21 protein-coding genes and 1 riboswitch are annotated in these 26,662 nt (G+C 59.8%); of the genes, 11 read left to right on the top strand and 10 right to left on the bottom strand.

From position 1 onward, the window contains the following. Positions 1-25: 25 nt before the first annotated feature. Together GA0061100_RS01210 and GA0061100_RS01205 are read left to right on the top strand one after the other, a co-directional pair. Positions 26-718, top strand: a complete 693-nt coding sequence (locus GA0061100_RS01210) for a 4Fe-4S dicluster domain-containing protein (RefSeq protein WP_075850799.1) — start codon at positions 26-28, stop codon at positions 716-718. Positions 719-785: 67 nt separating this feature from the next. Further along, the gene (locus tag GA0061100_RS01205; RefSeq protein WP_208621504.1) at positions 786-1,532 is read left to right on the top strand and encodes a phosphodiester glycosidase family protein; all 747 of its coding nucleotides are present in this window, start codon (positions 786-788) and stop codon (positions 1,530-1,532) included. A gap of 71 nt (positions 1,533-1,603) precedes the next feature. On the opposite strand, the gene GA0061100_RS01200 is transcribed toward GA0061100_RS01205, so the two are convergent. Continuing rightward, on the bottom strand, positions 1,604-2,818 hold the full coding sequence (locus GA0061100_RS01200; RefSeq protein ID WP_075850798.1) for a glycosyltransferase family 2 protein: 1,215 nt from the start codon (positions 2,816-2,818) through the stop codon (positions 1,604-1,606). Positions 2,819-3,115: 297 nt separating this feature from the next. Here GA0061100_RS01200 and GA0061100_RS01195 point away from each other — a divergent pair, with 297 nt between their 5' ends. Beyond that, positions 3,116-4,105 (top strand): glycosyltransferase family 2 protein, encoded by a 990-nt coding sequence (locus GA0061100_RS01195; RefSeq protein ID WP_075850797.1) that lies wholly within the window; start codon positions 3,116-3,118, stop codon positions 4,103-4,105. A gap of 94 nt (positions 4,106-4,199) precedes the next feature. Here the strand turns inward: GA0061100_RS01195 and GA0061100_RS01190 are convergent, their stop codons facing one another. Then, entirely contained in the window at positions 4,200-6,080 is a 1,881-nt protein-coding gene (locus GA0061100_RS01190; protein WP_075850796.1) for a glycosyltransferase, read from the bottom strand. A gap of 359 nt (positions 6,081-6,439) precedes the next feature. Between GA0061100_RS01190 and GA0061100_RS01185 the strand changes: the two genes are divergently transcribed. Both GA0061100_RS01185 and glf read left to right on the top strand, forming a co-directional pair. Then, positions 6,440-7,579, top strand: coding sequence for a DUF707 domain-containing protein (locus tag GA0061100_RS01185; RefSeq protein WP_075850795.1), 1,140 nt, complete (start codon positions 6,440-6,442; stop codon positions 7,577-7,579). 112 nt (positions 7,580-7,691) lie between these two features. Beyond that, positions 7,692-8,867 (top strand): UDP-galactopyranose mutase, encoded by a 1,176-nt coding sequence (gene glf / locus GA0061100_RS01180; protein WP_208621503.1) that lies wholly within the window; start codon positions 7,692-7,694, stop codon positions 8,865-8,867. 116 nt (positions 8,868-8,983) lie between these two features. On the opposite strand, the gene bmt is transcribed toward glf, so the two are convergent. The 5 genes from bmt to GA0061100_RS34790 form a co-directional block, all read right to left on the bottom strand. Next, a complete protein-coding gene (bmt, locus tag GA0061100_RS01175) occupies positions 8,984-9,997 on the bottom strand; it encodes a betaine--homocysteine S-methyltransferase (protein ID WP_075850794.1) in 1,014 nt (337 codons plus the stop codon). Positions 9,998-10,161: 164 nt separating this feature from the next. Next, the gene (locus GA0061100_RS01170; protein WP_075850793.1) at positions 10,162-11,214 is read right to left on the bottom strand and encodes a quaternary amine ABC transporter ATP-binding protein; all 1,053 of its coding nucleotides are present in this window, start codon (positions 11,212-11,214) and stop codon (positions 10,162-10,164) included. Continuing rightward, positions 11,207-12,118, bottom strand: coding sequence for an ABC transporter permease (locus GA0061100_RS01165; protein WP_075850792.1), 912 nt, complete (start codon positions 12,116-12,118; stop codon positions 11,207-11,209). The genes GA0061100_RS01170 and GA0061100_RS01165 overlap by 8 nt, the downstream gene beginning before the upstream one ends. A 248-nt stretch (positions 12,119-12,366) precedes the next feature. Next, a complete protein-coding gene (locus GA0061100_RS01160; protein WP_075850791.1) occupies positions 12,367-13,365 on the bottom strand; it encodes an ABC transporter substrate-binding protein in 999 nt (332 codons plus the stop codon). 820 nt (positions 13,366-14,185) lie between these two features. Next, positions 14,186-14,329: a hypothetical protein gene (locus GA0061100_RS34790; protein WP_092855131.1), complete on the bottom strand. Its 144-nt coding sequence runs from the start codon at positions 14,327-14,329 to the stop codon at positions 14,186-14,188. Between the two features lie 235 nt (positions 14,330-14,564). Between GA0061100_RS34790 and GA0061100_RS01155 the strand changes: the two genes are divergently transcribed. Next, on the top strand, positions 14,565-16,019 hold the full coding sequence (locus tag GA0061100_RS01155) for a cobyric acid synthase (RefSeq protein ID WP_075850790.1): 1,455 nt from the start codon (positions 14,565-14,567) through the stop codon (positions 16,017-16,019). A gap of 98 nt (positions 16,020-16,117) precedes the next feature. On the opposite strand, the gene GA0061100_RS01150 is transcribed toward GA0061100_RS01155, so the two are convergent. Continuing rightward, on the bottom strand, positions 16,118-17,914 hold the full coding sequence (locus tag GA0061100_RS01150; RefSeq protein WP_075850789.1) for a chloride channel protein: 1,797 nt from the start codon (positions 17,912-17,914) through the stop codon (positions 16,118-16,120). Between the two features lie 180 nt (positions 17,915-18,094). Next, a riboswitch (cobalamin riboswitch) is annotated at positions 18,095-18,492 on the top strand. Positions 18,493-18,633: 141 nt separating this feature from the next. Between GA0061100_RS01150 and cobU the strand changes: the two genes are divergently transcribed. Genes cobU through cobO form a run of 5 tightly spaced genes read left to right on the top strand, consistent with a single transcriptional unit; the run spans position 18,634 to position 25,440 of the window. Further along, positions 18,634-19,158 carry a bifunctional adenosylcobinamide kinase/adenosylcobinamide-phosphate guanylyltransferase gene (gene cobU, locus GA0061100_RS01145; protein WP_075850788.1) on the top strand — a complete coding sequence of 175 codons (525 nt, stop codon included), beginning with the start codon at positions 18,634-18,636 and terminating at the stop codon, positions 19,156-19,158. 5 nt (positions 19,159-19,163) lie between these two features. Further along, complete coding sequence (gene cobW / locus GA0061100_RS01140) at positions 19,164-20,213, top strand: cobalamin biosynthesis protein CobW (protein ID WP_075851832.1); 1,050 nt, start codon at positions 19,164-19,166, stop codon at positions 20,211-20,213. Between the two features lie 9 nt (positions 20,214-20,222). Continuing rightward, positions 20,223-24,203: a cobaltochelatase subunit CobN gene (cobN, locus tag GA0061100_RS01135; RefSeq protein WP_075850787.1), complete on the top strand. Its 3,981-nt coding sequence runs from the start codon at positions 20,223-20,225 to the stop codon at positions 24,201-24,203. Further along, positions 24,200-24,799: a dimethylsulfonioproprionate lyase family protein gene (locus GA0061100_RS01130; RefSeq protein ID WP_075850786.1), complete on the top strand. Its 600-nt coding sequence runs from the start codon at positions 24,200-24,202 to the stop codon at positions 24,797-24,799. Before cobN ends, GA0061100_RS01130 begins: the two co-directional genes overlap by 4 nt. After that, on the top strand, positions 24,796-25,440 hold the full coding sequence (cobO, locus tag GA0061100_RS01125) for a cob(I)yrinic acid a,c-diamide adenosyltransferase (protein WP_075850785.1): 645 nt from the start codon (positions 24,796-24,798) through the stop codon (positions 25,438-25,440). Before GA0061100_RS01130 ends, cobO begins: the two co-directional genes overlap by 4 nt. Here the strand turns inward: cobO and GA0061100_RS01120 are convergent, their stop codons facing one another. Next, complete coding sequence (locus tag GA0061100_RS01120; protein WP_075850784.1) at positions 25,441-26,259, bottom strand: helix-turn-helix domain-containing protein; 819 nt, start codon at positions 26,257-26,259, stop codon at positions 25,441-25,443. Continuing rightward, positions 26,256-26,621: a nuclear transport factor 2 family protein gene (locus GA0061100_RS01115; protein ID WP_075850783.1), complete on the bottom strand. Its 366-nt coding sequence runs from the start codon at positions 26,619-26,621 to the stop codon at positions 26,256-26,258. Before GA0061100_RS01115 ends, GA0061100_RS01120 begins: the two co-directional genes overlap by 4 nt. Positions 26,622-26,662 lie beyond the last annotated feature (41 nt).

Raw genomic sequence — 26,662 nt, 5'->3', positions numbered from 1 at the left:
CGCACTATGAATATAAGGGGCCACGGTGAGCCGCGGCTCTGTCATATTCGAACAGCTCCGTGCGACGCTCGGCGTCCACGGAGTTTTCGTTCGAGGAAGCCTGTCGTTCAGCGAAGGCGAGGGGCCGCTCCTCGGCGATGGCATAGCGGCTCGCAGCGTCATCCTGCTCGGCAATATCGGCGGCTCGATCTGGCCGGCGTTCTCGACATGGCTGGATATGTCCGCCAACAGGACACGCAAAGATCCCCTCGACGATTGGTCGAAAGCGATCATCCGGCCAGTCGCAATCGAGTTGGGGGCCACGGCCTATTTTCCGTCGGACCCTCCCTGGCAACCGTTTCAGCGATGGGCAATGCAGGCCGAGGGCCTGAAAGCATCGCCGCTCGGCATCCTGATCCATCCGGATTATGGTTTGTGGCACGGCTATCGTGGCGCATTGGGATTTGCCGATGCTTTGGAAGGAATGGAAGATCCGGCATTTTCTTCGCATCCCTGTGATCGGTGCATGGAAAAGCCTTGTCTTGCCGCCTGTCCCGCCGCCGCTGTAACGGCAGCCGGCTTTGATGTTCGGGGCTGTCGCTCGCATTTGCGCACGCCGGAAGGGCTGGCCGGCTGCATGGCCGGCGGTTGTCTTGCACGCGACGCCTGTCCGATCGGCGCCGATTATCGCTATCTCCCCGAGCAGCTTGCATTCCACATGGCGGCGCTGCGGCTTTAAACCTCGCCTATTCCTTGTTTCGCCGCATTGCGATGCGTTCTGAAGCCTGTGCTATTCATGCGGGGCCATGCGCTTGATTCGATTGATCATCATCCTTGCCGTTCTCGCTTTTGCCGCCACCGCATCGGCCGGCGAAGCCTGTCGCAAGGTTCGGCATCTCGGCGACGGCTATACGGTCTGCACTTTCGATCCCGCCGGCGACGATATCCAGATTTTCCAGAATGACCACAGCGGCAAGCCTTATGGCTCGTTCCGAGCGCTCGAAAACGATCTGCGCGAGGATCGCATCTATGTGCGCTTCGCCATGAATGGCGGCATGTATCTCGACGACCAGTCTCCCGTTGGCCTCTTCGTCGAAAACGCACACGAGGTGAAGGCGATCAATACCAACAAAGGATGGGGCAACTTCCATCTCCTGCCGAACGGGGTTTTCTTTCTCGGATCGGGCAAGGCTGGCATCATGGAAAGCAAGGCCTTCGCCGTGTCCGGCATCAAGCCTTTCTACGCAACGCAGTCCGGTCCGATGCTGGTCATCGGCGGCAAGCTCCATCCGTCATTTCTGGCGGACAGCCCGAGCTTGAAGACGCGCAACGGCGTTGGCGTTACAGCCGACGGCAAGGTCGTCTTTGCCATTTCCGATGGTGCGGTGCGCTTCCACGATTTTGCGACGCTGTTTCGCGACGAGTTGAAATGCCCGAATGCGTTGTTTCTGGACGGCAGCATTTCCAGCCTCGACATTCCGGAATGGCAAAGGCGCGACAGCCTGTTCCCGCTCGGGCCGATCATTGCTGTGACGGAAATGCTACCGGGCTGACGCGCGCCTGAAACGCAAAGAGCTCCGCAGCACATTTGCATCGCGGAGCCCTCGCTTGTTGCCACCAAATCTCAGACGAACTGATCGATATAGGTCATGATGCTGAACAGGCCGTCCTTTGGACCCGGATTGGCCGGGAAATCCTCGGTGAAGCGGAGATAGGCTCTCGGCTTGCCGCCATAGGTGCCGGACTGCGGCGCTTCTCTCGAAAGATGCTGCCGGATCGACTGCGGAAGAAGGTTGATCGTGGCATCGTCGATGATCGGCTCGATGATGACAGGTTCGCCATTGAAGGCGATCGCTTCCGTTGCGGCGGTGGAGATGCCCGCCAGCTTGCGGATCTGATCGTAGGATTCCGGCGGCAGCGGCGTCGGCAGATAGGCGGCCATGCGGTGATACATGATATAGGCTTCGACCCAGTTCTGCGCATTGACATGCAAGCGCATGGCGACCGCCTGGCGCTGCAGCATGAATTCGGTGATGCGAGGCATCAGCGAGCCGCGATAGTCAGGCGGATAGCGGTTGTCGCGCAGAGCCTGCGAGGCGAGGTATTCGAGGCCACCCCTGTAGGTATCCCACTGGAACATGCATTCCTTGTTGCCCTGCTGTAGGCGCGGATCGTCGGAAACGGCGGTGACGCGCGCGAAAGGTTCCGGCATGAACAGCACGTCGGCCTTGTCCAGAGCGCGGGTCGTATAGAGGAATGCCCAGAAGATGAATGGCGTCGGGCTGGAAATCGATTTCAGCAGAACGTCACGCCGGATGATCATGAATTCCGGGAAGATGTGCTTGTCGAGAATGAATTCCAGCATCGCGCGGAAGTCACCCTTGGTGTGACGTGTCGGATAGGAGAGGTGATAGAAGGGCTCCATATCGCCGCCGCCCGGCCGGCCATCGACCAGAAGCCACGGCGCCTGGATCATGCCGATGTTCTTGTCGTCTACCATGATGCGAAGATATTCGACGACTTTCTCCGGGATCAGCAAGTCGTCGTCGCCGAGGAAAACCGCATAGTGGCCGCGGGCTCTCTGCATTGCAAAGGCGTAGTTGCTGATGAAACCGGAATTGCGCACTCGGCGATAGGCGCTGATTTCCGGGTGATGCGAGATCGACTGAATGTAGGCTGCGGTCTCATCCGTCGAACAATCGTCGACAATGACGATCTCGAAAGGGAGGCCTAGCCGACGGAATTCTTCCAAGTGGAAATTGACGTTCCGCTCGAGCATGAACTGACGGTTATAGGTCGGAACGCAGATCGAAAGGACGGGGACTTGAGCAGAAGACATCGATATTCTCCACGAGGCATCAGCGTGATTCTATGCACGGACTTTGATCCATGAATAAGCCGGATTGCTTTCGCGGGGCTGGAGAGTTTTGAGCGATCTGATTGCGGGAAGCGCCCGTGCTCCAGTTCAGTGCAAGTTCCGCTCCCTATGCTCCAGCCAGCGCATTCTGCAATCCCGGCAGGAAGCGATTGCCGTCTTCGAGGTTGCCTCTCCCTCGAAAACGGTTGGATAGCCAGAGGCACATGGATCAACCGATACCTCCAGGGTTTGGCATCCATGTCAGTATCAGGAGACCCCGTGAGCAAAGTCAGTGTCATCATTCCCGCCTATAAGGCGCAGGAATCCATCGGTGAAACGATTGCCGCGGTTCTGGAAAATCGTGATGTTCTCGAGGTGATCGTTGTCGACGACATGTCTCCCGATGCCACTGCGATGATTGTCGAGCGACATGCTGAGCGCGATCCGCGGGTGCGGCTGCTGCGCAATCCGCAAAATGGCGGGGCGGGATACAGCCGGAATGCCGGCATGGCCGCCGCCCGTGGCGACTATTATTATTTCCTCGATGCCGACGACATGGTGGCGCATCGCTCGATCGATGAAGTCATCCATCACATGGAAGCCAGCGGCTGCGATGTGATGGTGTTTCGCTATCGTTATGTCACGGATAGGAACGGTCGCCTCGATCCGATGCTGCCGATCGACAATGATGCCTGGCGCGAGCTGGTCGGCGATACCGACATAAGCGTTTTTACGCTCGATCAGTGCGGTCGGTTGCTGTTCACCGTGAATTTCCCCTGGAACAAGATCGTTAGCGCCAAGCTATGCCGTGAGACGGCTCTCCGCTTCTCGGAGACGCGTGTCCATAACGATATCTATGCTCACTGGCACATCTATCTGCATGCCCGGAGGATCGGCATGATGAACCGCTATCTTATCGGCCATCGCGTCTACCAGGATAGGGCGCAGCTGACCAATGTCTTCACCGAAAAGCGGTTCGAGGTCTTCAAGGCCTTTGCCGAGGTGGAAGCGCTGTTTGCCCGCCTGCCTCAGATAAAGCAGGCCTACTATCAGTGGTTCCTTCGCAGCAAGTTCGATTTGCTCGATTGGATCTACCCGCAATTGCCGTTCGATCTCAGGGAGCGCTTCTTCTCGCTGGTTCGGCAATGCTACGAAGAATATAGCCAGGCTGACTATGAGAACGTGCGCCGGCAGTCGTTCGAGACCGCGGATATCGCGCTCAGGCTGAAACAAGCCCCGCATCTGATACTCGGCAAGACGCCAAGATAGTCGGCTAAGATAATGTTTGTCGCTTGATCCACTAGCAATAAAAAGAGAGGCGCCACGGTATGACCGTGGCGCCTCTCTTCCTTTTCAGGCTGGTTTATCTGATGGCGTCTAGCTCGTTCAGGTCCAGTGCGTTTTCGAATTCGTCGCGGCTGTAGATCGCAAAATCCGCTTCGGTCGATTCCTTGAATTTGTATGGGTTCTCCACCAGCTTCAGCAGGGTCCATTGCGGGAACCGGTTTGCGATATCCGTCGTGAACTTGCGGTGCCGGACATGCGATGCGCCACGAATATCCGGACCATCGAAATTGGAGGCGTAAATAACCACATAGCGCTGCGGCAGGGAGAAGAGCTGGTCGAGGTAATTGACGTAGATATTGTCGTCGACCAGATGGTAGAGCACGTCGAGCGACAGGGCGCAGTCATAGGCGTCCTCGTGCATTTCCCAATCGAGCGACGGATCGCCCAGCCAGATGAAATTGTAGTTCGGCTTGTCCCTGTACATCATCATCGTGCGTTCGATGACCGTCTTCGAGACATCTAAGCCGGTATAGCGGTCGAACGAGAAATATTTAAGCTGATTGCCGTCGCCGGAGCCCATCTCCGCAAAGGATTTCAGCCCTTTCTTCCGGGCCAGACTATTCAGGAACTGTCCCTTGTACTTGGCAAGCACATCGTAGGAGCCGGCACCCGAATTGCCGCCGTTGCGGTAACGGCCTTCCCAATAGCCGTTGGAGTCAAAGGAAGGCGCAGCTTCCGATCTCCGCATCGGCTGTTCCAGCGGCGTAACAGGAGCAAGCCGTTCCACGGATGGCGCCGGGATGGGGTGCGGCTGTGTCGGATAGGGCTGCTGCATCGGCTGCATCGCTATCTCGGCAACCGGCATGGCTTCACGAACCTGCTGCACCGATATGGCCTGCGGAATAGGCGCGGGTTGTTGCTGCACGGCGGCAGGCCGCTGCGCCAGCCAAAGCGGGACTGGCCGCTTCATATTTGAACCCGCCTGCTGTTCCAGAGATGCCCAATTCAAGGTTTTTGGGGCTTCGGCTACCCGATCGCCCATGACGATATCGAGTTCGCGCAGCTGCTTGGCGAGAGGGAATTTCTCATGGACATATTGCGTCCATTGATGGGTCTGACCTGCAATGATCTTTTCGACGGCCTCATCTACCGACGAGAAGCGGATTTCGTCGGGCCAGAATTCTTCCGCACCAGGATAATCATGGACCACCGGGAGGGCGCCGATAGCCATGGCTTCGGCAATGTTATAACCAAAGCTCTCGTGCACCGAGGTCGACAGTATCACGCCCTTGTCGGCGAGGAAGGCGGGCATATTGCGCTGCCAGCCATGGAAGAAGACGTTGCGGGTGAGGCCCAGCTTTTCCGTCGTGCGCTTCAGATACGGCATCATGACGAACTCTTCCTGTTCGCCGGCCACATGCAGCGTGTAGGAAGGATCGCGCTTCACCAGCGAGTGCATGATTTGCAGGAACAGCGGCTGATTCTTGCGCATGAAGGGCTTGGCGGCCCAGGCGATCTTCTTCTTGTCGAGCGAAGGGATCGGCTTGAACTTGTCGAGGTTGAGGCCATTCCAGATGACATGGGTACGGGTCTTCTGCGTGACTTGCGGCGCCCTGAGCTTCAGGACGCGGAGCATGTCGTGGGACACCAGGATCAGATCGTCGATGGCGCCGAAATCGATACGATCGGGAAAATTCGATTCCACGATCTCGAAGCGATGCCAGCGCGCGATGACACGCTTGCCGCGCCGCTTGATGTTCTGGTTGATCGCGTGGACGAAGAGCTCGTTGCAGAATTCGAACCAGACGATGTCGGCCCATTCCACAGCCGTCTCGATCTCCTTGAAAGTCTTTGGCTGTATGGCCATGACTTCGTAGGTCTTTGACAGATGTTGGATTATGTCGCCGATGAAGCTATCGACTTCGATGATTATGGCCAGCTTTTTCTTCTGATGCATCTTCTGCTACCGTAAAAGAGACGAGTGGTTCTTAGTCTCGACCTGACGGACGACACGACCGACCTTCGTGTCCGCCGAGCACCGACGTTGTTGGCAATATTCTGAATGCGCGACTGTCCCCGCACAGAAATTCCAGCTCCGAGATTATGTCGACCAACTTTCGCGAGGCTGGATTGCGTGAAACGTCTCCCGTACGGCAGGCGGCTTTTGATCTCCCGCACAAGCTTCGCAAAAGGAATGATGGCCAAAGTGCCGAACAAACGAACTCGATCGCGAGCGAATCTCCGAGAGCTACGTCGCCGGACTGCTTTCCTCGGGTCGGGCCGTTACCTGGGGTTCGGAATTAGGGGACAGTCCACATGTCATTGGCAGCGAACAGCCTGCACACGCCCGCCTACGGAGCGCATCCTGCGAGCCAGATACAATGGTCCGATGCGCCGCCGCTGACCCAGGACATGTTGAGCGGCACATTCTGGAGCCTTGGCGACGTCAATCGCGGGATGTTTGCACGCTTCGTGGTTTTGGCACCCGACGGCATGATCGGCAATTATTTCGATCCGGCCGTCGATTTCTGGCATGTCATGGGCGGTCGGCTTTGCCTGATCGACAGGGATGGATTGCCGTCGGTCATCTTCGATTCGGCGCATATCGAGAACGGCAATCTCATGGCGTTTGCAGGCCGAGGTGTCGTCGGCGGCGTTGATGCCACCTACCTGCTGGTGCCGGCTGATCATCCTCCGCATCCGCTGTTTTCGACGCCTGCGGGCGTCGAGCGCAGGGCAACCTTCCTTACCCAGCCTCAGGAAGGGCTGAGGCGCCCCAATCTCGTGGTGGTGCCGGCCGGCTCGAAGTCGCTCCATCCGCGCTGGTTCGAGAAGATCGATGATGCCTCGCGTAACTGGGATCTCTGCATCGGCTATTATGGCGCCGAGACGCCGGAGGTTTCCGGTAGCCCTTACGAATATCTTGCGCACATCCCAAAGACCAAGAAGTTCAAGATCATCTACGATCTCTTCCATGAAGGCAGCCCGCTCTGGAACTACGAGCGGATCTGGCTGCCGGATGACGATCTGCTGTGCGACGGCGAGGACATCAACAGGATGTTCCACCTGTCGCACAAGCATGGTCTGGATCTGGCGCAGCCGTCGCTCAAGAAAGGTCCGGGCTCTTACCCGAACCATCCTTTGACGGTTCAGCGACCCAACAGCGTCGTGCGTTTCGAAGGCTTCGTCGAAATCATGTGCCCGGTCTTCTCGCGGCGTGCGCTGCAGATCTGCATCGAGTCCATGAGGGATGTCGAATCCGGATACGGTCTCGACCATCTCTGGCCGTCCTTCCTCGGCCGGCCGGCAGCGCGCATGGCGATCATCGACGCCATCTCGGTTGCCCATACCCGGCCGCTGGGTGCGACCTATAACGTCAATGCAGCGGTGGAGGAACAGGCAGCACTCTTCAGGACGTATCAATATACGCCCCTGAAATATGCTGGCGTCTGGTAAGTGCGCCTGGATTTATCCCCGCGCCGCCGTCGCCCCTTCATATATCCAATTCCGATTGACACGTTCGATTGCAACCGCCGCCGAGATTTGGTGGTACCGAAAGCTTTAGGGCATGATTGATTTTTCCAAGGTAGATTTATTGATCGTCGGCGCAGGCTTCTATGGCGCGACGATTGCGGAGCGGGTCGCGAACGAGCTGCAGAAGAACGTGCTTCTGATCGATCGGCGCAGCCATATCGGCGGCAATGCCTATAGCGAGTTCGACGGAGAGACCGGGATCGAAGTCCACCGCTATGGCGCGCATCTCTTCCACACGCCGAACGAGGTCGTCTGGACCTATCTCAACAGGTTCACCGCTTTCACCGACTACAAGCACCGCGTCTATTCGACCTATCGCGACCAGGTCTATTCGATGCCGATCAACCTCGGCACGATCTCGCAATTCTTCAATCGGCGCCTTTCGCCCGATCAGGCGAGGGCGCTGATTGCTGACCATGCGGCGGAAATGGCCGGCCGTCATCCGGCGAACCTGGAAGAGAAGGCGATTTCGCTGATCGGCCGGCCTTTGTACGAAGCTTTCATCCGCGGCTATACGGCCAAGCAGTGGCAGACGGATCCGCGTGATCTGCCCGAGCACATCATCACGCGCCTGCCGGTTCGCTACACTTTCGACAATCGCTACTTCAACGACAAGTATGAAGGCCTGCCGGTCGATGGTTATACGGCGATCTTCGAGAGGATGCTGAAGCATCCCAAGATCCAGATCGCTCTCGGCGTCGATTTCTTTTCGCTGAAGTCCTCGCTGCCAGCCGGTCTCCCGATCGTCTATACCGGCCCGATCGATCGCTACTTCGATTATTCCGAGGGCGAGCTTGGATGGCGCACCATCGATTTCGAGAAGGAGACGCTGAATACCGGCGATTTCCAGGGGATGGCGGTCATGAACTATGCCGACGAGACGATCCCCTACACGCGTATCCTCGAGTTTCGCCACTTCAATCCCGAGCGCAGCTATCAGAACGAGAAGACCGTCGTGGTGCGGGAATATTCGCGCTCGGCAAAGCGCGCAGATGAGCCTTACTATCCGATCGATACGCGGCAGGACAAGGAAGTCTTCCTGCGCTACCGCGAGCGGGCGGAGGCGGAGACCAACGTCCATTTCGGCGGGCGGCTCGGCACCTACCGTTATCTCGACATGCATCAGGCAATCGGCGCGGCCTTGAAGGCTTTCGACAGTCGCGTTGTCCCGCATTTTACCGAGGGACGCGCGATCGGCGGCGAGAAATAGATGGCGGTACGCGCTATGGCCCTCGGCATGCCCTAAAGACATGGCCGATTGGTCTTCGTGAAAAAATGATTGATTTATAAAAAAGAAAGCCCGACGAGCGGGCTTTCTTTTTTCCTTTAAGACCGCCTGCGACGTTCGCGCGCGGGGGCGGCACCGCCCTCGTTGGCGGTCTTGTTGCGCAGGGGGCCGATCTTTTCGACGATCATTTCCAGCGTCGGGCGAGGGCCGGGTACGTAGCTGTCCAACGCCTGCCGCATTGCAGCGAGATGGCCGCAGGAGGTGCCGCAGCAGCCGCCGATGATTTTGGCGCCGGCGTCGCGGGCAAGGCGGGCATAATCGGCCATCAGCGGCGGCGTGCCCGAATAGTAGATTTCAGCGCCACGATATTCCGGAATGCCGCAGTTGCCCTTGACGATCACGATTGCGGAAGCATCCGCCTCGGTCATGTCGAGAAGGCTCGACAGGATGTCCGAGGCGCCGACGCCGCAATTGGCACCGACCGCGAGAGGGCCTGCGCCGATATCGGTGGCGACGGCGTGAATGTCCTTCGGATGCAGGCCCATCATCGTCTTGCCGGCGGTGTCGAACGAGCCGGTATAGGTGTAAGGCAGGCCGACTTTGGCGGCGGCCTCGGCAGCGGCGCGGATTTCTTCCGGCGACGACATGGTTTCGATCCAGGCAACATCGGCGCCGCCGGCCTGAAGGCCTTCCATCTGTTCCACGAAGGCCGCGACCGCATCTTCATAGGTCAGGGCGCCGAGCGGCATCAACAATTCGCCCGTCGGCCCGACGGAGCCTCCGACGATGACCTTGCGGTCGGCCTTGTCGGCCACCGCACGAGCAATCTCGGCTGCCGTCTTGTTAAGGCTATGCACGCGATCCTGCGCATGATGAAGCTTCAGGCGATGACGGGTGCCGCCGAAAGTGTTGGTGAGAATGATATCGGCACCCGCATCGACGAAATCCTGATGCAGCTTTGTGATCCGGTCCGGATGCTGCTCGTTCCAGAGTTCAGGCGCCTCGCCAGCCTCAAGGCCCATGGCGAAGAGGTTGGTGCCAGTTGCGCCGTCGGCAAGCAGTACGCCCTTTTCGGCAAGGAGATCGGTCAAGGGATTGATTGCGACGGTCATGGTGTGTCCTCGGATACGCCGGCTCTCGGGATGTCAAATGCAGATATAAACATTTCTTTATGTGAACACAATGGCAAGATAGCTGCCCATATGTCGCGCGGCAATCAGGGCAGAAAAAAGCGCCCCGGTGAGGGCGCTTTGCCGTTTGGGATGAAGATGAGCCGTTAGGCTGCCGCCATCTGCGCCGTCTCGTGTGTTGTCGGCGTGACCATGGCTGCGATGATGCTTTGCAGGTCAATCATGCCGATGGGCTTGCCGCCGGCATCGGTGACGACGGCCCCCGTCTGGCCCGCCTCGGTGATCTGCTTCGCAGCGACCTCCAGTATCATATCCCCGGGTACGCGCGTTCCGCCCGGCTCGCCTGCAAGCGGCTTCATGATCGTCTGAGCCTGGATGACGCGGCCGCGGTTCACTTCCTTGACGAAGGCGGTGATGTAATCGTCCGCGGGCTGCAGCACGATCTGTTGGCCGGTTCCCTGCTGCACGACCTTGCCGTCGCGCAGGATCGCGATCTTGTCGCCGAGGCGCAGCGCTTCGTCGAGATCGTGGGTGATGAAGACGACGGTTTTCTTCAGTTCCTTCTGCAGATCGAGCAGGACAGTCTGCATATCCACGCGGATCAATGGATCTAGCGCCGAATAGGCTTCGTCCATCAGCAGGATATCGGCATCGTTGGTCAGCGCGCGGGCAAGGCCGACACGCTGCTGCATGCCGCCGGAAAGCTGGTTCGGAAAGTGCCTTTCGAAACCCTTGAGTCCGACACGTTCGATCCAGTACCGGCCCTTCTTTTCGCTTTCGGAGCGCGGTACGCCCTGGATGTCCAGGCCGTAGATCGTGTTTTCGATCACGGTGCGATGCGGGAGCAGCGCGAACTTCTGGAACACCATCGCCGTCCTGTGGCGACGGAATTCGCGCAGATCTTTTTCGCTCATCTTGCAGACGTCGACGCCGTCATAGAGCACTTCGCCGACGGTCGGCTCGATCAGCCGATTGATATGGCGGATCAGCGTCGATTTGCCCGAGCCGGAGAGACCCATCACGACGGTAATGGCGCCGGCCGGCATGTCGATGTTGATATCCTGCAGGCCGAGCACATGACCGTGCGTTTCATTGAGCTCGGCCTTGCCCAAGCCGTTCTTGACCTGGTCTATGTAATCGCGTCCGCGCGGACCGAAGATTTTATACAGGCTTTTTATCTGGATCGCGTGACTAGCCATGGATGACCTCCGAGTGCTTCTGGAGCCGTCTGCCATAGGCTTGGCTCGTACGGTCGAAAATGATGGCGATGGCGACCAGAGCAAAACCGTTGAGGAAGCCGACGGTGAAGAACTGGTTGTTGATCGCCTGCAGCGTGTTCTTGCCGAGCCCGCCAACGCCGACCATCGAGGCGACGACGACCATGGCGAGCGACATCATGATGGTTTGGTTGATGCCGGCCATGATGGTGGGCAGCGCAAGTGGAATCTGTACGTTGAAGAGCTTCTGGCGGTGCGACGACCCGAAGGCGTCGGCGGCTTCCAGCACCTCCTTGTCCACGAGGCGAATGCCGAGATTGGTCAGACGGATCATCGGCGGGACGGCATAGATGACGACGGCGATGAGGCCGGGCACTTTGCCGATGCCGAAGATCACGACGACCGGAATGAGATAGACGAAGCTCGGCATGGTCTGCATGACGTCGAGAATCGGATTGACGATCGACTGCAGCCGGTCGGAGCGCGCCATCAGGATGCCGATCGGCAGGCCGATGACGATGGCGATGAGCGTACAGACCGTCACCATGGCGAGTGTGACCATCGTGTCGGTCCAAAGGCCGAAGACGCCGATGAGGATCATGGAGATCGCGGTGCCGGCGACAATTTTGAGATTGCGGCTTGCGGCATAGACGACGAGCATCATGACGATGAGTACGATGAACCAGGGCGTATTGGTGAAAGCCCATTCAAGGTAGTTCAGAAACCATTGCAGCGGCTGCACGATGGCGTCGATGAGATTGCCGTAGGCACGTACGGACGCCCTGAAACCGTCATCGATGTTCTTGCGGGCGAGACGTATGATCGACTCGTCTATTGCCGGAAAGTTGCAGAGCACATTCGGCAGGATCGTACACTGGATAGCCATGTATTTCCCCTTCTTAGTCCGGTTCTGTCCTGCTCCGCCCGTGTGGCCTTCACTTGCGGATGGCTTTGCAGCGCTGCGACCGGTTCTTCAGGCTGCCCCTGAATTCTTACTACATTCGCCGCCGTCAATCTGCACTCGTTGCGACCTTGCGCCATGTCGCTCTGTCGGTATGAGCGTCATACCGATTGCGGTGCGCGAATGTAAAATCGGCGGTAGGCGCGTGCCTGCCGCCGATTCTGCAGCATGGATTAGAGCGAAGCCTTGACCTTGGTGGCAACGTCCGGAGAAACCCACTTGGTCCACATGTCGGGGTAGGTCTTGAGGAAGTACTTGGCGCCGTCCTCGTTGGTACCCTGGTTGTCGGTCATCCAGGCCAGAACCTTGCCGACGGTCGCGTTATCCCACTTGCGGGTCTTCATATAGTCCATGGCAATGCCGGCCTTTGCCGCAAAGTCCTTGGTCACGACGGTATAGACATCCGAAACCGGATAGGAGTTCACCTTCGGATTGGCGCAATCCTGGATCGCGGTGCAGGCGTCCCATTCCTTCTTGTCGTGCGGCACGTTGAAGCTCAGGCGCACCATGTCGTACTTGCCGAGGATGGCGGTCGGCGCCCAGTAGTAGCCGAGCCAGCCGGTCTTCTTCTCGAAGGCGTTGGCGATCGAGCCGTCAAGGCCTGCCGCAGAACCGGTATCGACCAGCGTGAAGCCAAGCTTTTCGGCGCCGAGGGCCTTGTAGAGATTGGCGGTCGAGATCTGGCAGTTCCAGCCGGCCGGGCAGTTGTACACCGCGCCCTTGGAAGAATCTTCCGGGGCAGGGAAGAGTTCCGGATGCTTCAGCGCGTCCTGAACGGTCTTGATATCCGGGTGGGCGTCGGCGAGGAATTTCGGAATCCACCAGCCTTCCACGCCGCCATCGCTCAAGAGCGGTGCCGCCTCGATCAAACGGCCTTCGGATACGGCCTTGTCGAGCGCGGTGCGCACGGCATTGACCCAAAGCTCGGGCGCGACGTCCGGTTGGCCCTTTTCGTCCATGGAGGTAAAGGTCGGCTGCGTGTCGCCGGTCACCAGAGTGACGTTACAGCCGTAACCGCTTTGCAGGATGATCTTGTCGACCTGGGCGGCAACGCCTGCCGATGCCCAGTTCATTTCAGCGATGGATACGCTGCCGCAATCCGCGGCGTGCGCCGAGCCAGCCAAAGCATAGGCGCCGAATGCGAAGATGGCCGAAGCGAGAAGCTTCTTCATTGATATCGTCTCCCAATTTTTCGTTACGTTGCGGAAATCGACTCCAAACGCGTTCGATTTCTGTCGATCCCCTGTCAGCGCGGTCTAATTGCAACCGTTCATACGCCGCTGACGACGCCCGTACGGTCCCCTTTGCTGCCGTCGTGCATTTGGTCTTTTTGCGACCGCGGAACCCTGTCGCGGCCGGGCATTCGTTGCATCGACATTGGGCAGCGTAAGGATTTGAATGAAGAAATCAACAGTCCGTCGACCAACGGAAGTTATCGTGCATCTTGGAGAAGCTCAATTAAGCGCCTGAATTAGCCTGTTTTCTGCTATTCGTGGCTGCAAAACGATCATTGCATGGCTTTCATGAAGCTTTGCCGCCAAGGCGGATTTAAATGCCGCTCAAATATCGCGTCCCTGAAAGACGTTTTGTGTTCCATTTGCGTCGTTTGCGATTTCTCAACGCAAAGGGGAAAATTTTCAAAAAATTTTCGGATTCACTCTAATTTAAGCACTTAATAACCCTCCGGTAACGATGTCGGTTTATCAATCGATGCGTGGCGGGGGACATACCGCTGCTTCCCTGGATCAGGTATTGCGTACCGGGGAAAGCGAACCTTGCGGTGTTTGTGCAGGGGAGCCGGCGTTTTTGGCAAGCCGCGTTGATCCTCGGATCGCGCGGTTTTCGCGCTTTAAAGGGTCCCGTTTTGAGACACCTTGCCGTCTGCAAGAAGCAGCGTTGTTAATTTCTCATCTTGATATCGAGTAAAAATAAGGCCGCCGATGCTGTCGCATGGCGGCTTCTCACGTGTCGGGCTGGCGGCTTGACGCTGTGTCAGCCGACATTATAGGTGCGGATGAAGCCGATCGTGCCGAAGCGCGTGTCAAGCTGCTGCAGGCGGCTCTCCGGGCGGCGAGCCGGAAGCTTGCCATTCCAGGCGATCTGAATGGAATTCTGTCTGTTGAAGATGAAGAGCATTGGGGTATCCTCCGACCCGGACCGGCCGGTTTCGTTGTGTGTTTTCGCGATGGAGATAATCCTCTTCGGCGTAACTCACAATGGATGAAATCGTCATCCAATGTCGCAAACAGAGCATGTTTGAACGTGATGCATTTTTGTATCGTCGCAGCCGTTTCCAGCGGTTAGAGATCGCGGCGAAATCAAGGCAAAACTCCGGATTTTCAGTGGCTGTGGCCCATAGGGGTAGTGGGGAATGACAAGAGCGATCATGCTGCAGGGAACCGGCTCCGATGTCGGAAAAACGGTATTGGTCGCGGGACTGTGCCGGCTGTTTGCAAACAGGGGCGTGAGGGTGCGCCCGTTCAAGCCACAGAACATGTCGAACAACGCGGCCGTTGCCGAAGATGGCGGCGAGATCGGGCGCGCGCAGTGGCTGCAGTCGCTGGCGGCACGCGTTCCCTCATCCGTGCACATGAATCCGGTGCTGCTGAAGCCGCAATCGGAAACCGGCAGCCAGATCATCGTTCAGGGCAAGGTCTGGGGGCATGCCAAGGGCCGGGATTATCAGGCACTCAAGCCGCAGCTGCTCGGCGCGGTGCTTGAAAGCTTCGCCACGATGCGTGCGGGAACGGATCTCGTGATCGTCGAAGGGGCGGGTTCGCCCGCCGAGATCAATCTGCGACGCGGGGATATTGCCAACATGGGCTTTGCGACGCGCGCGAATGTCCCCGTCGTACTGGTCGGCGACATAGACCGCGGCGGCGTGATCGCGTCGCTGGTCGGCACATACCATATATTGCCGGAGGAAGACCGGCGGATGATCCGCGGCTACCTGATCAACAAGTTTCGCGGCGATATCTCGCTATTCGGTGAGGGCATAGAGGCGATTGGCGGCTTCACGGGCTGGCAATGTCATGGTGTCGTGCCGTGGCTGAAAGCGGCGGCGCGCCTGCCGGCCGAGGATTCCGTGGTGTTGGAGCGGCTTGCCCGCGGCTCCTCTGGCGCGTTGAAGGTTGCCGTGCCCGTGCTGTCGCGTATCGCCAATTTCGACGATCTCGATCCGCTGCGGGCCGAGCCCGACGTCGATCTCGTCTTCGTCCGCGCAGGTGAGCGTTTGCCTGCCGATGCGGCGCTTGTCGTACTGCCGGGCTCCAAGTCCACGATCGGTGACCTCCTCGATCTGCGCGAGCAGGGGTGGGATCGCGATATTGCTGCACATGTGCGCCGCGGCGGCCGCGTCATCGGCATTTGCGGTGGCTATCAGATGCTCGGTCATACCGTCTTCGATCCACTCGGCATCGAAGGATCGGTGACCGAGACGCCCGGATTGGGCCTGTTGGATATCGAGACGGAAATGGCGCCGGAAAAGACGGTGCGCAACAGCCTCGCGGTCTCAAAAGAATATGATGTGCCGCTGTCGGGTTATGAAATCCACCTCGGCGTGACGCGGGGGCCTGATTGCGAGCGGCCATCGACAATCATTGACGGGCGGCCCGATGGCGCCCTATCGCCGGATTGTCGCGTCATGGGCACATACCTGCATGGCCTTTTCGGCAGCGACAGCTATCGCGCAAAGCTGCTGGCAAGCTTCGGCCTTTCTGGCGAGCGCATGGATTATCGCGCCAGCGTCGATGCGGCGTTGGACGAAGTTGCGGCAGAGCTGGAAAGCGTACTCGATCCTGCGTGGCTCGACAGTCTCGTGCGCTAGAGCGGTTCAGCTTTTCACGGAAGCTCCAAGCTGATCTAGCTCCTGGTTTCCTCACAATTCCGGACGGAAAACCGCTGTGCACCTTTCCTGGAGTTGCTCTAGAGTTCGCCCGATACCTCGCGGCGGCGGCGGTCGAGCTCCTCGCTATAGCGACGCAGCGTGTAGCTCTCCGTCAGCAGGCCGATGACCTTGCGTTCGATCAGATCGTTGACCACGACGAGCGCTTCGGCCTTGGTCTGGTCGAACATCGCGGCGGCTTGCTTGGCGTTCATCTGCGGCTGCAGGAACTCGTTGCGCAGGCGAATGAAATCGGCAAGTCCGTGCTCCTCGTCGTCCTTTTCGATCGGGCTCGCATAGACATCGGGCACAAGGACCATTCCGGAATATTTCTCGTTCTTGTCGATCAGGATGACGCGCTGGGCCGAGCCGATCGGGAAATTCCTGCGGAACTCCTCGATGCTCATGTCGATGCTGCCCGTATGGACGTCCGGGCGCATCATGCGGGCAACGGTAAGGTTGCGAATCCAGCCGACGTCATGGGCGCTGCGGATGCTTTCGCCACGCAAATGGAAGCGCCATGTGGCGAAGGAGTAGCCGAAGGTGGTACGCACCACCAGCGACGAGGTGATGACGGCGGCCAGTACCAGGGCGGTGATCGGGAAGTCCCCGGTGATTTCCAGTGCCAGGAACGTCATGGTCAGCGGACCGCCGATGATCGCAACCGCCAGCGAGCTCATGCCGACCACGGCATAGACGACCGGCGTCAGCGTTGCATGATCGAAATAGGGGGCACAATAGGCAAAAATCTTGCCTAGCAACGCGCCCATGAAAAGCGAGGCGAAGAAAAGGCCGCCTCTGAAGCCCGAGCCGATCGATATTGCGGAAGCGAGCGATTTTAGCAGGAACAGACCCACCAAGGCCCCGAGCGTTACGTCTGTAGACAGGTTGAGATGCAGCGCACCATGGCCGGCCGAAAGGACCTGCGGCGAGATCAGCGCCAACGTTCCGACGACCAGGCCGCCAAGCGCGGGCCGGAAGGGCGGCGCGATGGAACTCTTGCGTGCCAGTTCCTCGACCCAGGCAACGCCCTGCATGATCAGGATACCGATACCGGCACAGAAAGCGCCGAGCAGGATGGCCGGGAGATAGTCCGCCGGGACGATCGCACCGAAGTGATCGATGTCGATGGCGAAGTCATCGCCGGCAAGCAGTCTTGCAATCATCGTCGATATCAGCGCCGAGACGACGACGGGCGTCAGCGTGAGGATCGAATAACTACCGATGATCAGCTCGAAGGCGTAGAAAGCACCCGTGAGCGGCGCATTGAATGCGGCGGCAATAGCGCCGGCAGCGCCGCAGCCGACGAGCATGCGCAGATCCGCACGGCGCATCTGCATCTTGTAGCCGAATTTGGAGGCAATGCCGGCGGCGAGCTGTGTGTAGCCCGCTTCAAGCCCGACAGACGCGCCGAATCCATTCGAGATCAGGTTCTGCACCGCGACGATGATACTGTCGGTGAGCGACATGCGACCGCCATGCAGCGCATTCGCTTCGATCGGGTCGACCATCGGTTTCTTGCGCGTGCGCGACAATATATAGAGCAGGATGCCGAGAATGATGCCACCGGCGATCGGCGCGATGAACAATACCGATTTATCGGGAATCGCCATTGCCGCCGAACTCAGGCGTTCGTAGTCGGTTATGCCGTAGATGACGCTGTGAAGCTTGCGCGAGATATAGCTCATCGCAGTTACGGCGCAGCCGGATGCTATTCCCACCAGCGCGCCGGCAAAAACAAGTCCCAACTCGCCACGGCGCAGCAATGCCCTGAAGCGACCGAGATCGAATAGGGCCGAGAAGACGCCGAGGCGTCGCGGTTGGAATTTCTGCAACATTGGAAGCGGACGATACGTTTTTACTCGAATGTGAGGGCTTACCCTCTATAAACTCCTAACATCAAAGAAATACGGCAAAAAAGCCGCTGGTTTTATGGGAATTTTCAACCGATTTCGCAATCAGGATGGCGCGGGTCGCATCCATGCCCTTGATTGACTTGAACTAAGTGAAAGCCTAATCATTGCGGCATAACGAATGGTTCCTGAGCGGCGATCTGCCGCATGGGATGAAAAGGGAATGTGACGGGACGGACCCAAGCCGGGCGTTCTCATCACAGCCGACCCCGCGACTGTAGAGCGGTCAGGGTCTTTCGTTCGGTTTGAAGCCAATTCCGTCGATGGTTCGCATGGGGCGAACCGGGCGGGGCAGGCGCAAATCGAAAAAGCCACTGGCGTGGCATCATGATCAACCGGGGCTGGACGCCTCTCATTCTACGAATCGTCCGCCTTTTCATGATGGATGCCGGGAAGGCGAGAAAGACCCGCTGGCGCACGATCGGGGGCGACCGGTTTCGGTCGGCCCCCGTCGCGGCGCCTTATCCGCGAGCCAGGAGACCTGCCATACGTGCCGGGCACAGAGCCTGTTCTGGAACGTGAGTTCCGCTGCCAGCACGGAGGTTGTCGTGGCGCAAGACGAGTTTTTGGCGTGTAGACGCCCTTTTTCCGGTTTCAGCTGTAGGCTGCCGACCTCCGCTTTTGCGTGGGAGCGGGCATAAGGCATGTCGTCTTCAACTTCCCGAGCAGTCTTCGTCCTTGGGGGCGCGCGTTCCGGCAAATCCAGATTTGCCGAATCCCTGATTTCGGATGCCGGCCTCGAACGTCACTATGTGGCGACAGGGCAGGCGTGGGACGACGAGATGCGTGAGCGCATCGCCCAGCATCGCGCTGACCGCGGTGATCAATGGCAGACGCATGAGGAGCCGATCGACCTTGTCGGGCAGCTCGCCGCCATCGACGCCGAGGGGCGGGCAGTGCTTATCGACTGCCTGACGCTTTGGGTCACCAACCTGATGATGGCCGAGCGGGATATGGTCGCGGAGTTTGCTGGCCTGGCTGCCTTTCTGCCGACCGCACGATCACGGCTCGTTCTCGTCTCCAACGAGGTGGGCCTCGGCATCGTGCCTGAAAATCGCATGGCGCGCGAGTTTCGCGATCATGCCGGCCGCCTGCACCAGATGGTCGCGGCGGCGAGTGCCGAAGTTTATTTTATCGCAGCGGGCCTGCCGCTGAAAATGAAGGGTTGATGAATATGAACCAGGAAAAGATTCCCGCCACCGTCATCACCGGCTTCCTGGGAGCCGGCAAGACGACGATGATCCGCAACCTCCTGCAGAATGCCGGCGGCAAGAAGATCGCTTTGATCATCAACGAGTTCGGCGATCTCGGCGTCGACGGCGACGTGCTCAAGGGCTGCGGCGCGGAGAACTGCACCGAAGACGATATCATCGAGCTGACCAATGGCTGCATCTGCTGCACCGTTGCCGATGATTTCATTCCGACCATGACGAAGCTTTTGGAGCGCGACGCCCGCCCGGATCACATCGTCATCGAGACCTCGGGTCTCGCTCTGCCCCAGCCGCTGGTCGCCGCCTTCAACTGGCCTGACATCCGCACGCATGTGACCGTCGACGGCGTCATCACCGTGGTCGATAGCGCCGCCGTCGCCGCCGGCCGCTTCGCCGATGATCATGACGCAGTCGAAGCCCGCCGTGTCGAGGACGACTCGCTCGATCACGAAAGCCCGATCGAAGAGCTTTTCGAAGACCAGCTGACCTGCGCCGATCTGATCGTGCTCAACAAGACCGATCTCATCGATGTCGATGGTCTCGGCCGCGTCCGCGCCGAAGTCGCCTCGCGCACGGTGCGCAAGCCGACGATCATCGAGGCGAAGAACGGCGACGTACCAGCCGCCGTCCTGCTCGGCCTTGGCATCGGCACCGAAGACGATATCGTCAACCGCAAATCCCATCACGAGCTGGAGCACGAGGATGGCACGCCGCATGACCACGACGAATTCGACAGCTTCGTCGTCGAACTCGGCCCGATTGCCGACCCGGCCGCATTCATCGATGCGCTGAAGGGCGTGATCGCGGAGCATGACGTGCTGCGCCTCAAGGGCTTCGTCGATGTCCCCGGTAAGCCCATGCGCCTGCAGCTGCAGGCCGTCGGCAGCCGCATCGACACCTATTTCGACCGCGCCTGGACGCCGGGCGAAGCGCGCGCGACACGGCTTGTGGTGATCGGCCTGCACGAGATGGACGAGACCGTCGTGCGTAGGGCGATCGAAGCGCTGGTCTAAGGGAAATCCATGCATCTCCTCCTGGCACAGAAGGGAACGATCAGCGACGGCGAGGAGGCTATCGATCTCGGGCAGTCGCCCGGCGATATCCTCTTTCTGTCTGCCGCCGATACCGAGCTTGCGGCGATTGCCGCAGCGTACGGCGAGGGCGGCCGTTCCCTTCGACTTGCGAGCCTGATGAGCCTCAAGCATCCGATGTCCGTCGATACCTATGTCGACAGGACGGCCCGGCATGCGAAGCTCATCATCGTACGGGCGCTGGGAGGGGCAAGCTACTTCCACTATGCTCTGGAGGCGCTGCATGCCTGTGCGGCGCGGCAGAGTGCAATGATTGCGGTGCTGCCGGGGGATTCGAAGCCCGATCCGGGGCTGACGCCTTTTTCCAACGTCGCGCTCGATGATCTCAATGCGCTCTGGTCCTACCTGATCGAGGGCGGGGAGGCGAATTCGCGTGCGTTTCTCGCTTATGCCGAGGCTATGCTCTCAGGCGCCGAGAAGCCGATGTCGGCTGCGCCCCTGATGAAGGCCGGTATCTGGTGGCCGGGTCGGGGTGTGATCGGTGTTGAGGATTGGAGAAGAATTTCCAATTCGAGGGTGGTGGTCCCGGAGGGACCCGAACCCCCGACCGTCGCGATTTCCTTCTATCGCGCGCTGGTCCAGAGCGGTGAGACCAAGCCGGTCGAAGCCATGATGGAGGCGCTTATCGCCGAGGGTATGCGGCCGCTGCCGGTCTTTGCCTATAGTCTCAAGGATGCCGTGTCAGTCGGCATTCTCGAAAGCGTCTTTACCGAGCTGAAGCCGGGCGTGGTCATCAATGCCACCGGCTTTGCGGTTTCGGCGCCGGGCGCGGATCGTCAAGCGACGGTGCTGGAGACGGGCGAGGCCGTCGTTCTGCAGGCCATCTTCTCGGCGTCGTCGAAAGAAGCCTGGGAGGCGTCCTCACAGGGGCTTTCGGCCCGCGATCTCGGCATGAATGTAGCGCTGCCCGAGGTAGATGGCCGCGTTCTTGCTCGCGCCGTGTCCTTCAAGGCGGCTGCCCGCTATGACGAGAGGGTCGAGGCCAATATCGTCGCCAGCGAACCGCTTGAGGACCGCATGCGCTATACGGCGCGGCTCGCCGCCAATTGGGCGCGGCTGCGCAGCACGCCGCCCGGCGATCGCCGTGTCGCGCTTGTTATGGCGAACTATCCCAACCGCGATGGGCGTCTCGGCAACGGCGTCGGGCTGGATACGCCGGCCGGCACGATCGAGGTGCTGAAGGCGATGCAAGCGGCAGGCTATGATGTTGCCGATCTGCCTGCCGATGGCGATGCGCTGATGCGGCATCTGGCGGAAGGCCCGACAAATTCCGGGCATGATGGCCGCGTCGTTCGCGAGACGCTTTCTTTCAGCGACTACAGAGATTTCTTCTCGTCGCTTCCCAAACAGATTCAGGATGAGATCACGGCGCGCTGGGGCGAGCCGCAGGCGGACCCTTATGCGCTCGACAGCGGCTTTGCTCTGCCGTTCGCCCGTTTCGGCGAGATGCTTGTCGGCATCCAGCCGGTGCGCGGCTATAATATCGATCCGAAGGAGAGCTATCACTCTCCCGATCTCGTTCCGCCGCACGGCTACCTTGCGTTCTATGCCTTCCTGCGTCGCTCCTTCGGTGCCCATGCCGTCATCCATATGGGCAAGCACGGCAATCTCGAGTGGCTGCCGGGCAAGGCGCTGGCGCTTTCGGAAAGCTGCTACCCGGAAGCGATCCTCGGGCCGCTGCCGAACCTTTATCCCTTCATCGTCAACGATCCAGGCGAGGGTACGCAGGCCAAGCGCCGCACGAGCGCCGTCATCATCGACCACCTGACGCCGCCGCTGACGCGCGCTGAAAGCTACGGTCCGCTGAAGGATCTGGAGGCGCTGGTCGACGAATATTACGAGGCCTCGGGCGGCGACCCTCGCCGTATCCGGCTGCTCCGCAAGCAGATCCTCGATCTCGTCGCCGATATCGGGCTCGATCAGGATGCCGGCATTGCCAAGGGCGAGGGCGAAGACGAGGCATTGCGCAAGCTCGACGCCTATCTCTGCGATCTCAAGGAAATGCAGATCCGCGACGGCCTGCATATTTTCGGCGTTTCGCCTTCCGGGCGGTTGCTGACGGATTTGACGGTGGCGCTGGCAAGAGTGCCGCGCGGGCTGGGCGAAGGTGGCGATCAGAGCCTGCAGCGGGCGATTGCTCGGGATGCGCTTGTGGATGGGGAGAGTGCTACACCCCCCTCTGTCGCTGATGCGACATCTCCCCCACAAGGGGGGAGATTGGTGGCCCGTGGCGCTTCTCTTCATCAAACCGAGATCGAATCCGCTGACGCTAATGATAAAGATTTGGTAAAGCGAAGCGGCACACTCCCGCCAATCTCCCCCCTTGTGGGGGAGATGTCAGCGAAGCTGACGGAGGGGGGTATCTCTCCGATCAAACCGTTCGATCCATTGGATTGCGACATGGCCGCGGAATGGGCAGGCCCGCGTCCGTCTATTCTGCAAAGTATCTCTGACACCCCCTGGCGCACCCAAGGCGATACCGTGGAGCGGATCGAACTCCTGGCCGCACAATTGGTCTCTGGCGAAACGGCTTGCCCAGAGAACTGGCCAAACACCCGTATGGTCCTTGAAGAAATTGCCGCAAAGCTCCAGCCGTCCATCCTCGCCTGCGGCGATGCGGAAATCTCCGCTCTGCTCAAAGGCCTCGACGGCCGTTTCGTCCCGCCCGGACCCTCCGGTGCGCCGACGCGCGGCCGGCCGGATGTTCTGCCGACGGGGCGGAACTTCTATTCTGTCGACAGCCGTGCGGTTCCGACGCCGGCCGCTTACGAACTTGGCAAGAAATCGGCCGAGCTGCTGATCCGCCGTTACGTTCAGGATCATGGCGAATGGCCTGTCTCTTTCGGGCTGACGGCCTGGGGCACGTCGAACATGCGGACGGGAGGCGACGATGTCGCGCAGGCGCTGGCGCTGATCGGCGTCAAGCCCGTCTGGGACATGACGTCTCGCCGCGTTACTGGTTATGAGATCATTCCGCCGGCCATGCTGCGGCGGCCGCGTGTCGACGTCACGCTGCGTATCTCCGGTTTTTTCCGCGATGCCTTTCCCGAGCAGATCGCTTTGTTCGACAAGGCAATCCGCGCAGTCGGCATGCTCGATGAGGATGCGAGCGACAATCCGATCGCGGAGCGCATGCGTGGCGAGATCGCGCGGCTGGAAGCGGCTGGCCTCGACGCAGCCTCCGCCCGCCGCAGGGCCGGCTATCGCATTTTTGGGTCGAAACCCGGAGCCTATGGTGCCGGTCTGCAGGCGCTCATCGACGAGAAGGGGTGGGAGCGGCGCGCCGATCTCGCCGAAGCCTATCTCGTCTGGGGCAGCTATGCCTATGGCGCCGGCGAGGAAGGCAGAGCCGAACGCGGCGTCTTCGAGGAGCGGTTGCGTTCTATTCAGGCGGTCGTGCAGAACCAGGACAATCGCGAGCACGACCTGCTCGACAGCGACGATTATTATCAGTTCGAGGGCGGAATGGCGGCGGCTGCCGAGCAGCTTGGCGGCGCGCGGCCCTCGATCTATCACAATGATCATTCGAGGCCGGAAAAGCCTGTGATCCGCTCGCTTGAGGAAGAGATCGGTCGTGTCGTGCGCGGCCGCGTCGTCAATCCCAAGTGGATCGATGGCATCATGCGCCACGGCTACAAGGGCGCCTTCGAGATCTCCGCGACCGTGGACTATCTCTTCGCCTTCGCCGCGACGACGGGGGCAGTAGGCAATCACCACTTCGAAGCCGTCTACCAGGCTTTCGTGGTCGATCAGCATGTGCGGGATTTCATGGCGGAGAAGAATCCGGCCGCGCTGCGGGAGATGCGGGAACGTCTTCTTGAGGCGATCGACCGCAAGCTCTGGACACCGAGAAGCAATTCGGCACGCTTCGATCTGGAAAGCCTGAAAGAGGGGAAGGAGGCGGCGGCATGAGCGGGGTCGACGAGCTTCTGGTCGCCTTTCGAGATTATCTGCAGTCGCGCAGCGATCTCTTGTTGCAGCATTTCATTGACGGTTTTGATTGGCCGACCGAGGAGCGCGCGCTGGCGCCGAGGGATCTGCCCGTCGTCTCCCATCTTCGCGAGCTCGATCAGGTTGCCGCCGGGGCGGAAAGGGCCTTGCTCGGCAGGCTTTCCCATGCGGCGGATCTACTGCATTGGGCTCAGACCTATAGCATCACCGATTTTGGCAGTGATTTCCTGCAGCGATATGGCTGGGTTGAGCTGTTCGGCACGCGCGGGCATTTTGCGAGCGAGGAGATGGCCGGGGGCTTTCTGCTCCTTGGTCCGGACGTCCACTATCCAGATCATCATCACGTGGCCGAGGAAATCTATATCCCTCTGACCGATGGCTCCCTATGGAGTAAGGACGCGCAGCCGTTCCTGCCGCGCTGGTCCGGCGAGGTCATTCATCACCCCTCGAACATCCGCCATGCCATGCGCACGGAAGATCAGCCGCTTGTCGCGCTCTATCTTTGGCGCGGCGGACCGCTGGCACAGAAATCGATCATATCAGGGAGAACGCAATGAGCGACGAATTGGCCGAAACCGGCGCGGACGCACCGAAGAACGACGATGCCCGTCACGCCGACAAGATGGCCAAGAAGAAGGCCGCGCGCGACAAGATCATGGCGACCAAGACCGACGAGAAGGGCCTCATCATCGTCCATACCGGCAAGGGCAAGGGAAAATCCTCCTCCGCCTTCGGCATGATCTTCCGCCACATCGCCCATGGGAAGCCGAGCGCCGTCGTGCAGTTCATCAAGGGCGCCATGTGGACCGGCGAGCGCGACCTGATCGAGAAGCATTTCTCCGATCTCTGCCAGTTCCATACGATGGGCGAAGGCTTCACCTGGGAAACGCAGGATCGTGCCCGTGACGTGGCTGCGGCATCCGCCGCCTGGGAAAAGGCCAAGGAGCTGATCCGAGACGAGCGGAATTCGATGGTGCTGCTGGATGAGATCAACATCGCGCTTCGCTATGACTACCTCGACATCAAGGATGTGATCGAATTCCTCAGGGACGAAAAGCCCTACATGACGCATGTGGTCCTGACGGGTCGCAATGCCAAGGAAGAGCTGATTGAGATCGCCGATCTCGTGACCGAGATGGAATTGATCAAGCATCCCTTCCGCTCCGGCATCAAGGGACAGCCGGGCGTCGAATTCTGATCACTCGCCGGGTGCTGAACTGCCCGGCAGCATCGCCCTCAGCGCTTCCGCGGTCTGCGGGTTCGCGGGAAAGAAGGATTCGATCGCGAGTTCCGACAGGGTGACATCGACGGGTGTGCCGAAGACAGTCGTGGTGGACAGAAACGAGAGATGTCCTGCTTCGGTGACAAGCTCGAGAGGCACGGCGATGCCGGCGAAATCCCGCTCCGGCGCCGCCGATTTTGGGGCAGGCGGTGCCGGATAGGCCGATAGTTCCTCCAGCAATTTTGCCAGCACGGGATCGCCGGTCGCCGATATCTGTTGACGCAGGCGTTCCAGTAGATGCGCCCGCCATTCAAAGAGATTGGTGATCCGAGGCGCCAGGCCTTGCGGGTGCAGGCTCAATCGCAGGACGTTGATCGGCCCCTTAGTCAACGAGGTGTCGACGACACCGGCAAGCAGCGGTGCGACGGCGGCATTGGCGGCGATCAGCGTCCAGTGCCGGTCGATCGCCAGGGCCGGGAAGGGCTCGTGGCCTTTCAGCAGCATGTCGATCGCCCGCCGTGCCGGGGCAAGCGCCGGGTCGTCCAGTTTACGTTCGGGAAAGACGGGGGCAAATCCGGCCGCGAGAAGCATCGGGTTGCGTTCGCGCAAGGGTACACCGAGCCGTTCGGCGAGATGCATCAGCATCTCGCGGCTTGGAAGCGCCCGCCCGCTCTCGATGAAGCTCAGATGTCGCTGCGATATATCGGCTTCAAGGGCGAACTCGAGCTGGCTCAGGCGGCGTCGCTGCCGCCATTCGCGCAGATGGTCGCCGAGCGAGCGGGCCGGGTTCATCATGCGGCAGCCGGCAGCTGGTCGATGAAGCCGTGAACGGACTTCAGCTGGTCACCCTCGAGGATGGCGAAATCCGTGCCCTTGATCAGCGGCTCGGCATCGGCCGGGCCGAAACCCCAGGAGAAACGGAGGTTGTCGCCATGGCGATCGCCGTTCGTGATGAGCGTGAAGCGGAAGCCGGGGAAACGGTCGTGTGCGGCCGTGACCAGCGCATGGATCTGCTCGCGGTTGTCGGCGCGCATCATTGGGTCGATATAGCTGCAGTCTTCCGCCCATGCCTCGGCAATGAGCGCGCGGCGGCGGTCGGTGTCGGCCTCGTTCCAGATGGCGATATAGCGGTCTGCAATTGTGTTCGCGTCAGTCATCGGTCAACTCCTTTGGATCGCCTGAATCGTTCAGGCAGGGC

The sequence above is a fragment of the Martinezella hainanensis genome (assembly GCF_900094555.1).
In the GTDB taxonomy this organism is placed as follows: domain Bacteria; phylum Pseudomonadota; class Alphaproteobacteria; order Rhizobiales; family Rhizobiaceae; genus Rhizobium; species Rhizobium hainanense.
This window is presented reverse-complemented; position numbering and strand designations above follow the sequence as displayed.